Annotated in this window: 9 protein-coding genes; 4 read left to right on the top strand and 5 right to left on the bottom strand. The window is 62.0% G+C overall.

Going from position 1 to position 12517, the window contains the following annotated elements; genetic code table 11:
* Positions 1-5: 5 nt before the first annotated feature.
* The gene (locus tag P5205_18845; GenBank protein HSA12421.1) at positions 6-1292 is read right to left on the bottom strand and encodes a cellulase family glycosylhydrolase; all 1287 of its coding nucleotides are present in this window, start codon (positions 1290-1292) and stop codon (positions 6-8) included.
* A gap of 368 nt (positions 1293-1660) precedes the next feature.
* Between P5205_18845 and P5205_18840 the strand changes: the two genes are divergently transcribed.
* Positions 1661-2131, top strand: a complete 471-nt coding sequence (locus P5205_18840; protein HSA12420.1) for an Hsp20/alpha crystallin family protein — start codon at positions 1661-1663, stop codon at positions 2129-2131.
* Positions 2132-2187: 56 nt separating this feature from the next.
* Entirely contained in the window at positions 2188-2565 is a 378-nt protein-coding gene (locus tag P5205_18835) for an Hsp20/alpha crystallin family protein (protein HSA12419.1), read from the top strand.
* Here the strand turns inward: P5205_18835 and P5205_18830 are convergent.
* From P5205_18830 to P5205_18820, 3 genes are all read right to left on the bottom strand, one after another.
* Positions 2562-4883 carry a fused MFS/spermidine synthase gene (locus P5205_18830; GenBank protein HSA12418.1) on the bottom strand — a complete coding sequence of 774 codons (2322 nt, stop codon included), beginning with the start codon at positions 4881-4883 and terminating at the stop codon, positions 2562-2564. The two genes, P5205_18835 and P5205_18830, sit on opposite strands and share 4 nt — an antisense overlap.
* Before the next feature lie 528 nt (positions 4884-5411).
* Positions 5412-6854, bottom strand: coding sequence for an APC family permease (locus tag P5205_18825; GenBank protein ID HSA12417.1), 1443 nt, complete (start codon positions 6852-6854; stop codon positions 5412-5414).
* The gene (locus P5205_18820) at positions 6851-7969 is read right to left on the bottom strand and encodes an alcohol dehydrogenase catalytic domain-containing protein (GenBank protein ID HSA12416.1); all 1119 of its coding nucleotides are present in this window, start codon (positions 7967-7969) and stop codon (positions 6851-6853) included. The genes P5205_18825 and P5205_18820 overlap by 4 nt, the downstream gene beginning before the upstream one ends.
* Positions 7970-8089: 120 nt before the next feature.
* Here P5205_18820 and P5205_18815 point away from each other — a divergent pair, with 120 nt between their 5' ends.
* Together P5205_18815 and P5205_18810 are read left to right on the top strand one after the other, a co-directional pair.
* A complete protein-coding gene (locus P5205_18815; protein ID HSA12415.1) occupies positions 8090-10093 on the top strand; it encodes a tetratricopeptide repeat protein in 2004 nt (667 codons plus the stop codon).
* Complete coding sequence (locus tag P5205_18810; protein HSA12414.1) at positions 10084-11703, top strand: hypothetical protein; 1620 nt, start codon at positions 10084-10086, stop codon at positions 11701-11703. Before P5205_18815 ends, P5205_18810 begins: the two co-directional genes overlap by 10 nt.
* 19 nt (positions 11704-11722) lie before the next feature.
* Here the strand turns inward: P5205_18810 and P5205_18805 are convergent, their stop codons facing one another.
* Positions 11723-12448, bottom strand: coding sequence for an RNA pseudouridine synthase (locus P5205_18805; protein HSA12413.1), 726 nt, complete (start codon positions 12446-12448; stop codon positions 11723-11725).
* Between the last annotated feature and the right edge of the window lie 69 nt (positions 12449-12517).

The following is a 12517-nucleotide window of genomic DNA, read 5'->3' as shown; positions in this document are numbered from 1 at the left end:
CTGCGCTACTTGATGGCAGCCTTGCCCAGCGTCACGTACTGCGGCTCGGAGGAGAGGTTGAGCACGAGGTTACCCGCTTGATACCTTGGCGCCAGGGTCTCGTCATTCCTGTTAACCGCGGTCGGACTCGTATCCCCCTTGAGACGCAATGGGATGCTGACCGGGTGCTCTTCCTCCAGCGTCCAGGCTGCAAGCTTTTGGTCGCCCGCCTGATTCGTGCACAGCAGCGCGTAGTCTTTGTCACTGGCCAAGGTCAGTCTGCGCGCAATGCGATAGCCGGACAATTCACGAGTCAGGGTCTTGATGGCCACGTAGGCCGGTTTGGGGGCCAAGTCGGGCATTACCGTGCCGAAGTTGTGCTCGTTTTCGTTCGGGTCGGGGCCGTCGTTCTTCCAATCATACCAGATGGACAGGGGCACCCCGTTGAGCAAGTTGGAGAGCTGTTGCCGCGCCGCGAATGCCGCTTGCGTCTCCAGCGAGACGCCCTTCTTGTGCGTGGAGTATCCCCATTCGCCGCTGAGAATAGGCATTCGGTCCTTCCTGGCGGGCGGGGCGCAGGAGTCAATCAGGGCCCGCAATTTCTGGAAATCGCCGGTGGCTGTTTCCGGCGGCTGCTTGGGATCACGATAAGGATGCACGCTTACGGCATCCAGATGCTCCAGCACGCCAGACTTGAAGAAGGCTTCCAGGAACTCCCACGGGAACCCTGCTGAGGCGGGACCGATGATGGTTACCCGCGGATCAGCCTCACGCATAGCCTTGGCCGTGGCCAGCGCCAGTGTCGTGTATTGCTGCACATCGGGCTTGGGACTCCAGAAGTGGCCGTTGGGCTCGTTCCAGATTTCCCAGAGGACAGGGCGTCCCCGGAAATGTCTGGCCGCCGCAGCCGCCCAGCGCGCGAACGCCGCGACGCTTTCCGGGTGCTGGGGCGATGCGGTGGTTTTGTGCGGCTGTCCGGTAATCGGGTGCGGGCAGGCTACTTCCTCTTCGTATAGGGAGTGTGAGTAGTCGAGAATCAGGATGGCCCGCAAGCCGCGCTTCTCCAGGTTCGCCAGCAATTCCTCATAGCCGGCCCAGTTGTATTCCCCCTTGCGTGGTTCGATCGCCCCCCAGTGAAAGTCCATCCGCACGAATCTGAATCCCGCCGCCGCGATGAGGTCCAGGTCCGTCTCATGGCCGGTGACAAAATGAATGTTCACCCCGACCCCCGCTGGCAGAACCGGCTCTGGTATCCCCGCCGCGCCGACCAACAGCGGCAGCAGAGCCATTAGCCCGCACACCTTCAGTTTCATACCTCGCCACTCTTGCCGAAAGCAGACAAGTAGTCACTCGCAAAGCTCTACCTACCCGAAAGGGCGGAGTTGCAGCGCCTTGGTGAACGGCGACAAGCCCGCTCGAAACTACCGGTTACCCAGCACACCTCCTCTTGTGAACCTGGGCAAGCCTAAGACCTACACTTGGGACATAATGGCACATATGCTGTGCCACACTAGATGCAGTGTGTGCCATTTTGGCCCACATTACCATTTGCTAGTGTGGTGCTGTAGATGTGTAACATATTGTAAATAAATGATTTATGTTTATGGATTGGTAATGGCATGGCAAGAGCTATTAGGTCTTTCGACAACCAACAACGACAACAAGTAGAAAGGACTAAACTATGAACAGTCTGATAAGATGGAATAGACCGGAAATGACGGGATGGCCAGCGTTTGGGCGGTTGACCGATTTGCGGGATGAGATTGACCGTTTGTTTGATTCGCCTTTGGCCGAGGTGGCACGTTCAGCGCGCTTATTCAGTGGCTGGACGCCCCCGTTGGACCTGTACGAGGACAAGGACAGCCTGGTGGTCAAGGTGGAGCTGCCGGGAATGAAGCGGGAGGATATTGAAGTCTCGATGCACGAAGGCAGCCTGAGCATCTCCGGAGAGCGCAAGAGCGAGGAGAAGCACAAGGCAGACGATGTGTATCGGACGGAACGCTTCTTTGGGCGGTTCCAGAGGACAGTGGTTCTGCCATCGCCGGTGGCCGCCGACAAGGTCAAAGCGCAGTACAAGGATGGCATCCTGACCGTCACGTTGCCGAAGACGGAGGAAGCCAAACCGAAGCGGATTGACGTAAACGTGAACTAAGTGCCTTACCTGGCGGGTTCGCCCGCCGGGAAGGACTCAAAGAAAGGACTAATGAGATGAAAGCTACAGTTCAAACGGATCAACGGCCGAAAGTGGAACCCCGGCTGAAACCGGACTACGTGCTGCCAGAGGTGGACATCTTCGAGACCAAAGACGGCTATGTGGTGGAGGCGGAGATGCCGGGCGTAAGCAAGGACGGCTTGGAAATCACGCTGGAGGGGAATGAGATCTCGATTGTCGGTCACCGCAAGAACGACGTTGCGGCGGGCACCCCGCTGTTCCGCGAGCGCAGCCTGGCGGATTACCGGCGGGTATTCGAGATGGACCCGGCCATAGACACCAGCAAGATCGCCGCGAAGATGGACCAGGGTGTCCTGACACTGACATTGCCCAAGTCGGAGGAAGTCAAGCCGCGCCGGGTCAGGGTGGATTAACGCAGGATCTGGTAGAGGCTGGCGAAATCGTCAGTCCAGAGCGGGGCCTTGATCGAGTTGGTGCTGACGGTGCTGGCGGCATGGCGGATGCCGGGTGAGTTCATGACCTGGGTGTTGCGCGAGAGCAATGCCCAGGTCGAGCCGTACAGCCACCATTCTTCCTCGTTCTCCTCGTAGTCAATGGAGGCCAGTTGGTAGCCGAAGTGCCGGGCGAGGTTGCGGACCACCGGTTCAAGGTCCAGGTAGTGGTTGGAAATGTGCACGGCGATGACGCCGTTGGTGGCGAGGTGGCGCTCATATAGCTCGAAGGCCTCTTTGGTGAGCAGGTGGACGGGGATGGCATCGCTGCTGAATGCGTCGAGCACCAGCAGGTCGAAGTGCTGCGGCGGTTCCTGTTCCAGGCTCAGGCGGGCATCGCCGGGAGCAACCTCGACGCGGCCCGGGCATTTAGGCAGGTAACCAAACCACTGGTTGGCCACCTCCTGCACCTGCGGATTGATTTCATAAAAGCGCACGTAATCGCCGGCGCGGCTGAAGCCAGCCATTGTTCCAGTGCCCAGTCCCACCACGCCAATCCGTCGGCGACCGGGAGGCAGAGCATTGACGCAGAGCCCAATGCCGCTATCCGGTCCGTAGTAGCTGACGGGCATCATGGCCCGGTCCGGGGCGGCGAATTGCAGGCCATGCGTAATCCGCCCATGCTGGAGGAGGTAATAGTGGGAGTCGGGGTCGTCTTTCTCATGCTCGTAGACCGTCAGCACACCGTAGAAACTGCGGCACTGATAAACGCGGTCGTTGGTGGAGGCGTGGGCGTCTTTCCAGAGGATGGCGCCCAGTCCCATCACGCCGAGGAATAGCCAAGTGCAGGCCAGGAACCGCCAGTAACGGAAGCTCCTGAACTTCCGCCGCGCAATCCAGGAGGACACCAGCAACGCCAGCACCGTCCACATGGTGATGCGGATGCCGATGAAAAAGCCCTTGGGCGCGGCTTTGGAATGCCCCGCCAACTGCGCGAGGCCCCAATCCAGGCCGCCGAAGACAAGCAGCGTGAGGATGCACGTTAGCCAGCGCCATTCATTCCATCGGGCGCCTCGGACGTCGGGATTCAGAGGCGCCTCCCGGGCAGAGACGCAGATCAGGAGGAAGAGCAGCCCGCAGAGGAACAGGCCCCAGTGCAACTCGTAGTAGTCCGTGAACAGCCGTGGCGCGGCAATCGCGACGAATGCACCTCCCAAAGCGCCGCCCGCGGCGATCGTCAGGTAGTAGCCGGTGAGTTGGCGCGGGTCGGGCTTGAGCCGGTAGAGTTCGCCGTGACACACCATGCAGCACACAAAGAGCCCGGCGCAGTAGATTGCGACTTGCCTGGCAAGGGGCAGATCGCCACCGTTGTAGAGGGCCCAGCACAAGCCAGCTAGGGCGGCGACGAGTGCCAGCGTGAAGGGGAAACGCTTGTACCAGCGGGGGCTATCGAAGCAGATGATGAAGCTCAGGAGGTAGAGTGCCAGCGGGGCCACCCACAGAAAGGGGATCACCGCCACGTCCTGGCACAGTTTGTTAGTCACCGCCAACAGCAGTACGCAAGCGCAGGCGGGCAGCAGGAGCCAGAGGAGGTGGTTGAGGAGTGTGGGTTGAAAGTTGAGGGGGGGCGGCTGCGCGGTGCGTGGTGCGTGGTGCGTGGTGTCGGCCTCTGCCTTCTGCGTCTTTCCATCGGCCTTCCATACCCTTAGCGCGCAGAAGGCGCAGCACACCACGTAGATCACCAATCCCCAGCCCCACACGCTGGCTTGGGTGCATCGGGTGAACTGAATCTCGAAGAAGAACGGGTAGCTGACCAGGGCGAGCAGCGAGCCGACATTGGAAAGCGCATAGAGGCGGTAAGGCGACGCGCCGGGCCGGTCCCGGCTGAACCAGTGCTGAATGAGCGGTCCGGTGGCAGACAGCACGAAGTAGGGCAGCCCAAGATTCGCTGCCAACAGCACAAGGATTTGCAGCGTGGGATTGCCAGCGCCGCGCGGCTTCCAGGCATCGTCCGGCGTGATGGGCAGGAGCGCCAGGGCGGCGGCCAGCAAAGCGAGATGCACGGCGGCCTGCACGCGCGGTTTGCGGAGCCAGTGCGCCACAAAGTGAGCATAAGCGTAGCCGCCGAGCAGCAGCACCTGAAAGAACAGCATGCAGGTGGTCCAGACGCCCGGCCCGCCGCCGAACCAGGGCAGGATGTACTTGCCGATGAGCGGCTGCACCTGGAACAGCAGGAATGCCCCGGTGAAGATCGTCAGCGCGTAGGCGGCCATTGGCGGCAGGGTGGCAGAAGAGGCCACCGGTTTGAAGTGTTAAACCGGCAAGCCGAAAATGGGTGTGCCCGCCAAATACCAGTGCCGCAGCCAGCCAGGCTGAGAGTGGGGGTCTTACCGCCTCGGACGCTGCCAGCCGAGAAGCAAACTGCTTGGCGCGACGAGGCCAAGTGCCTCAATCCAATAACACAGCCCCCTCTACCTGGACCGAGTAGCCACCCCGGTGCGACCACGCTGTGACACCCGCTATTGCCCGGTGTGGTTCCCATGGGGCCCGACCCCCATGGGAACCACACCGGGGTCCCGCCGGATTGGCACCGTCCCATCGCCGTAATTGGCTTGGGCGTGGGGGGCCTCAGGCTTGGGGGCGGAGCGAGTCAACTGATACTGGCCAGGGAGATTACGGAAAGAGCCTCCTCAGCCAGCAAGAGGCTGATTGGGTCCACGGGAAAAGGGAGGAACTCCCTGAACCACGAGGATTTAACCACCGGCAGAACCACGCCGGCTTGCGCAAGAATTGTGCCAGGGGCGGTGGGGCTATGACTGGGCCAAGCATCAAGAGCTACTCAAGTCCATCATGACAGGCCGAGTGCGAAAGCCGCGGGTCTTGATGGCGGTGTAGATCAGGCCGAGCGCGCACCAGATGCCGCCAATGATCTTGGCGGGAGCAGGCAGGCTGAGCCATATCCAGAGGCAAAAGAGGAACGCAACGGCTGGCACCGCGAGGTCCGCGAGCCAGTTGCGTTTATGCCCCGGGGGCGGGCGGAGGCAGAAGGAGCGGATGACCGCGAGGTTGACGCCCATGAAGGCGAGGAACGCGCCGAAGTTGATCAGGGTGGCGGCTTTCTCATAATTGAGGGCGAGCGCGCCGATCAGGGCGAGCGCGCCGATGAGCCAGATGTTGAGCACCGGGTTGTCGCGGCGGTTGAGCCGGGCGAAGAAGCGCGGCAGGGCGCCGTCGCGCCCCATGCCGAACAGGACGCGCGCAGCGCCGACCTGCCCGGTGAGCGCGCTGCCCAGGCAAGCGACCGCCATCAGAATCGCCATCCCATTGAGCAGAAGGCGCCCGCCGACGAGGCCGCACACGTCGAAGAAGGCGGTTTCCGGGGTCTGGAAGGTCATGTAATCCGGCCAGACGCGCTGGGCCAGGTAAACCTGCGTGCCGACGCACAGGCCGATGATCAAGCAGACCAGCACCACCGCCAACGGCACGGTGCGCTTGGGCTCCTTGACATCCTCGGCCAGGGTGGTGATGCCGTCGAAGCCGATGTAGGTCAGGGCGGCCAGCGAGGTCGCCGTGCCGATGGCGCGCAGGTCGAAGGTCTGCGGATTGTAGAACGGCGCGGTGGAGAACAGCCCGCCCAGGCCCTGGTTGAGCCAGAGGTAGCGGACGGCGTCCACGACGAACACCGCTATGACCAGGAACATGACCCCAGTGAGAATCTGGTTGGTGTGGGCGGTCCATTTGATGCCGCGCACGTTGAGGAAGGTGGTCAGGGAGACGAGCAGGACGACCCAGAGCACGAACGCGGCGTGCGCGCCTGCCCAGGGCAGGCCCAAGGCCGTGGCCGCCTGGTCCGTCCAACCGGGGGCGAGGGTGTCCACCACCTTCTGGATGCTGATGGCGCCATAGACGACGCTGACGATGGGGATCACGAGGTAATCCAGGAACATGCACCACCCGGCGATGAATCCGCAGTGGGGATTGAGCCCGCGCCCGACATAGGTATATGCCGAACCGGCGGCCGGGTAGAGACCGGCCATCCGGCCGTAGCTCAGGGCCGTCAACATCATCGCCGCCAGCGCGATCAGGAGTGTCAGCGTGACATGGCCGGAGGATCGCTGCTCGGCGATCCCGAAGATGCCGACCGCGCCGACAGGCTGGATCAGGACGATGCCGTAGAAGACCAGGTCGCCGAGGCCAAGCACCCGACGCAGTTGGGGGGCGGCCGGTGAAGCGCCGCAGGCTGCGGGTTGAGCGGGGTTGGCCATGCTCATGTTCCTTGGGTGACAACAACCTTGAGGGACTCGGCGGTGGGATGCGCCGCCAGCGCAACGGCAGCGTCGGCTTGCTCGAGGGGGAACTGGTGTGTGATGAGCCGTTGCGCATCCACCTTTCGCGAGAAGACCAGTCGCGCCACCTCTGCTTGCAGCCGCAAATCGGCGGAATAGCTTCCAATGAGGTCCTTCTCATCCACGCACACAGTGGCGAGGTCCAACGACAGCTCGTCGCCGCGCCGCGTGTGGGAAAAGAGCAGGACCCGGCCCCCGCCTCGCACTAATGACTGGGCCTCGCGCACAACGGCGTTGGAAGGCACCGCGATCACGGCGGCGTCCAGCCCGCGGCCTTTGGTTTGGCGACGGACGATGGTTGACAGTTGCGAGTCTGCGGCTGACGGCGTAGCGCGCGCCAGCGAGGGGCGCTTTCGGACTTTGGATCCGGGGCAATACACGGCCGCAGCGCCGAACGCGCGCGCGATTCGCAGGCGTGGGGGAAGCAGATCGGTGGCCACCACGCGCATTCCCTGCAAGGCCAGCAGGCGTGTAAACAACAGGCCGATCGGCCCCTGTCCCGCCACCAGAACCGTGTCTCCCGCCAACAAGGCGAGCCGCCGGACGGCTTTGAGGACCGTGTTGACCGGTTCGAGCATCGCGCCGTCAAGGAAGGAGTTGCGGTCCGGGATCTTGACCACGCCCGGCAGGACAAACGGCATGACGCGCACGTATTCGGCATAGCCGCCGCCGGCCGGCTCGAAGCCCGCCGTGATCCCCGTGCGCTGGTACTGCTCGCACTGCGCGAAGGCTTGATGGCGGCAGGCATGGCATTCCAGGCAGGGCACATGATGATGCAACGCCACGCGATCGCCGGGCTTGAACTGCCGGACGCGGCGTCCGACACGAACGATCGTCCCCGCCGTTTCATGGCCAAAGATGCGCGGGGGCGGCACGGTGCCATACTGTATCTTCTTGATATCAGTCGGGCAGACTCCGCAGGCGGCCACCCGGACAAGCAACTCGCCCGGCCCGATGCGGGGCACGGGCACGGTCTCTACCCGCAGTTTGTTCGGTCCGCGATAAACCACCGCCCGCATGCTCTTTGGAATCACAAACATGGAGCGCATTGAGCCACAGGAAGCGCGGATTTCACAGACTAAAAGCGGCGCTTCGGGATTGTCTCCCGCCCGCCTTGAACTAGCATGACGGGATTGGCGATGCGACGCGACTGGCGAATCATGGCACTGCTGGCGGCTGCAACGGTGGCAGTCTTCTGGCAGGTCAGCCGACACGAGTTTGTTAACTTCGATGATCCGGCCTATGTCACCTACAACTCGGTGGTTCAACAGGGACTGACGTGGTCGGGCGTGAAGTGGGCCTTTGGGCAATTGCGCGGAGAGGCAACCTACTGGCATCCGGTGACCTGGTTGTCGCACATGCTGGATTGCCAGTTCTTCGGGATGAAGCCGGCAGGGCATCACCTGTCCAGCCTGTTTCTGCACACGCTCAACACCGTGCTGCTCTTCCTGGTGCTGCGCCGCATGACGGGGCGGCGCGCCCCCAGCGCGGTGGTGGCCGCCTTATTCGCGCTCCATCCGTTGCAAGTGGACTCGGTCGCCTGGGTCGCTGAGCGAAAGAATGTATTAAGCACCCTGTTTTTCCTGCTGACCGTCTGGGCGTATGCCAGGTATACGGAAGGGCGCAGGATGACCGCAGAAAGCAGAAGTCAGGCGCCGGGAGCCAGTCTTATGGATCCAGCGCGAGGCACCAGGGCTGCATCTACCATCCTGCATCCGTCGCCTGCCAGCTTCTACCTCCTCTCCCTCCTGTTCTTCGCCCTGGGCTTGATGAGCAAGCCGGCGCTGGTGCCGCTTCCATTCCTGTTGCTCTTGCTGGATTACTGGCCATTGCAACGTTTCCAACTCTCAACGCTCCAGCGCCTGGCCGTGGAGAAAGTCCCATTCCTAGTCCTGTCCGCCGCTTCGAGTTGGGTGACGATCCGCGGCCACGCGTCGCTCGGCGCGCTGGCCAGCGCCGACGAATTGCCGCTGCCCTTCCGGTTGGCGAACGCTGCCGTTGCATGTGCGCTTTATGTGCGCAAGCTGGTTTGGCCGCTGGACTTGAGCGTATTCTACCTGCACCCGGGCCGTTGGCCGACGTGGGCCGTCGTTGGCAGCGGCTTGCTCCTGCTTGGAGTCACAGCGCTGGTTGTTTGGCAAGCACGGCAGCGTCCGTATTTGATAGTAGGCTGGCTATGGTTTCTGGGAATGCTGACCCCCGTGATCGGCCTGGTGCAGGCGCACGTGCAGGCGATGGCTGACCGCTTCGCCTATCTGCCCGTCATAGGAATGTTCATTATGCTGGTGTGGGCGGCAGCGGACTGGACTGCGCTGCGAGGCCGGTGGCTCCGCGGTTATGGACTGACTGCGCTGGCTGGCCTGGTCCTCGCCGGGTGCGTGGTGGTAACTTGCCTGCAGTTGAGGCACTGGCGAAACAGCGTCACTCTCCTGCAGCGCGCCGTCCGGGTTGAACCGGCCAACTGCATCGCCCGTGTCATGTTGGGGAATGTCCTGTTTGAGCGGCGTCAACTCGACGACGCCCTGCGCCAGTATGAAATCGCTTTGCGCCTCCGGCCCGACTACGCGGAGGCCGGGTTGCGCGCCGGGGTCACCCTCACCGAGCTTGGCCGGCCGGGCGACGCCATTCCCCACCTGCAACGAGCTGTCCAGCTGGCCCCAGCCTGGCCTGAAGCACAGCGCCGCCTGGCCCTGGCACTGTCACGCCAAGGCCGGACCAGGGAGGCGAACGAAGCCTACCAGAAACTCGTAGCCCTCATGCCTGCCAACGCCCAAGGCCGCCGCGACCTGGCGGACATGCTGGCGGAGGGGCAGCAGTTTGCCGTTGCCATATACTACTACCGGGAGGCTATTCGCCTTAAGCCTGACTTCGCGGAAGCCATGAACAACCTGGCCATGCTCCGCGCTTCATGTTCGCAGGCCGAGTTCCGCAACGGGAATGAAGCCGTCCAGTTGGCCGAAGCCGCCTGCCGGTTAAGCGGGCGCCGCAATCCGAGCTTCCTTGGCACGCTGGCCGCCGCATACGCCGAGGCAGGCCGATTCCCCGACGCCGTGAAGACGATGCAGGAGGCTTTGGCCCTGTCCCGCGCGTCCGGTGCCAACGAACTCGTGCCGATCCAGATTCAGATGCTGCAACAATTCAGGTCGGTGAAACCATGGCGGTAGTGGTTATGGCCTTCGGCACAGGGCGATCCAATTGGTTGAAGAGAGGGGAGTGGCTGGTGTGTATCGGCGCCACGCTGGCCGCCGTTGGGCTGCACTTGGTTTATCTGACCCACGCCGGAGGACTTTGGCGCGATGAAACATCCAGTGTGAACCTCGCCACCATGCCAACCATCGGCCAGATGTGGGGGGCGTTGGACGTGCCCGTGCTGTTCCCAGCCATGATCCGTATCTGGTGCGCCCTTGGGTTGGGCGGAGGTGACATCAGCCTCAGGTTATTTGGTTTCCTTGTGGGCGTCGCGATTTTGGGAGCTTCGTGGCTGAACGCCCGTGTTATGGGACTGCGCATTCCGTTCATTGCGCTAGGCCTCCTGACGACCAACATTACTCTGTTGAGATGGGGCGATTCGCTACGAGCCTACGGGCCAGGCTCGCTGCTAATGCTGCTGACCTTGGGACAAATCTGGGCATTGATTAACCAACCCAATCGTCAACGATTTCTTCTGGCTAGTCTTCTGGCTGTCTTGAGTGTGCACTGCCTTTATCAGAATGCGATCCTGCTGGCGGCTGCTTGCGGCGCCGCCGGCGTGGTCTGTTTGTTGCGCAAGAAGCCGCGCACGGCGGGGTTGGCCATGGCTGTTGGCCTGGTGGCTGCAGTTTCTCTACTGCCATACGCCAGCCACTTCACCCAGTTCAGCAACGCCTACAAAGTGCTGAGAACGGGATTCAACGCTCAGATTGTCTGGTCAAGTCTCTCCAGTGGGATTGGTTCACCGCTATTATGGGAGCGATGGATCTGGCTCGGTTTGTTGGTAATGGTTGGCGCCCTCGGGATTGCCTCCCTCGATCATGGCTCCCGAACGCGCCGTGTGACTGCCGCTGATCTGACGTTGTTTGGGGCTGCAGCCACAGGAATAGCCGTGTTCGGCTTCTTCCTGTTCCTGGGGCTGGCCCAACTGCCGACCCAGCCTTGGTACTACCTGCCGCTCTTGACGTTTGTGGCAATGTGCATGGATGCTGCGCTGGCCCAATGGCTTGCGCGACGTCCAGCCTGGGGAGTGACGTTTGTCGGCCTGATCCTGTGCATATCTTTGCCTGCTGCCTTCGGTCAGGCTAAGCAGCGACAAACCAATGTTGACCTCATCGCGGGCTGGCTTCACACGCAGGCCAAGCCGAACGATCTGATTGCGGTCTATCCTTGGTTCAACGGAATCACGTTCAACCGCTATTACAAAGGAGACACGCCCTGGACTACGATTCCCACCCTCGCTGACTTTCGCGTTCATCGCTACGATCTAGTCAAAGAGAGACTTGCCGCCCAAGCCCCCATCCAGCCGGTTCTCGACCGGATTGCCCAAACCCGGGCTTCCGGCAACCGCATTTGGATCGTCGGGGAACTGCCCGCCTCCCAGCCCGGGGAAACCAGCGCACCCACCCTCCCTCCGGCCCCGGATGGCCCGTATGGGTGGTCCGACGTGCCCTATAATTACGTTTGGGGCCGACAGGTAAGGGCGTTCATAACCGCTCACGGGGGGCGGATGGAAAAGGTCTCCACCGGTTCAAGCGAAGAAGTTAGCATTTACGAGAAGCTCGTGTTGACGGTCGTAAGATAACGGTCTTTACACGAGCTGTTCAAACCTCTCCAGCCTGCCACCAGTCGGTAAGCCACTTTTCTGGTTCCGCGTGATACACCTTTGGCTGACTGCGCCACTGGAATCGAACTGTGCGGGCATGCAGTGCGTGGTGAGGTAAGATAAGTCGGCTGCGCTGCTCTGGCGTTAAACGGTCTTCGACCAGGGCCAGGTACAGGTCCTCGTCGCCCCCATACAGCTTGTCGCCTACGATCGGATAGCCGAGGTGCGCCAGATGAATCCGAATCTGGTGTTTCCGCCCCGTCAACGGCCGCACGAGCAAGAGGGTGAAGGGTAGTCTATCTCTGATAAAGTGTTGCTGAACCCAAAACTCGGTCTGTGCGGGAGCGCCATCTGCCCGCACACAGTCCTTAATCGCCACCCGGCTCTGCAGGTCCTTGCCGAGAGGCGCGGTGATGACGCCGCGCGCATCACGCACCTGACCGTGCACAATGGCCAGGTAGTCCTTCTCGACCTGCCGGCTTTCCCAGACCCGCCGCAGTTCACGCGCCGCGCCCAGGCCTTTGGCAAGCACCGTTACCCCGCTGGTCTCGCGGTCCAGCCGGTTCACCAGGTGCGGGTATGCCCCGGGCCCCAGATGCAGACGGGCACGGCCAATTAGACTTGAGTATTCGTCCGTCTTGGTGGGGTGACATACCAGGCCGGCGGGCTTGTTCACCACCAACAGTTCGCGGTCTTCGCAGATGATTTCGAATAACTTCTCCACGCTTGAAGCCTCTATCAGATCATGCCGGGCACCTGCCCAGGCGCAATCCTCATTGTTCAACCTCAAGCT

This window comes from Candidatus Paceibacterota bacterium, from assembly GCA_035452965.1.
Lineage (GTDB): Bacteria > Verrucomicrobiota > Verrucomicrobiia > Limisphaerales > UBA8199 > UBA8199.
This window is presented reverse-complemented; position numbering and strand designations above follow the sequence as displayed.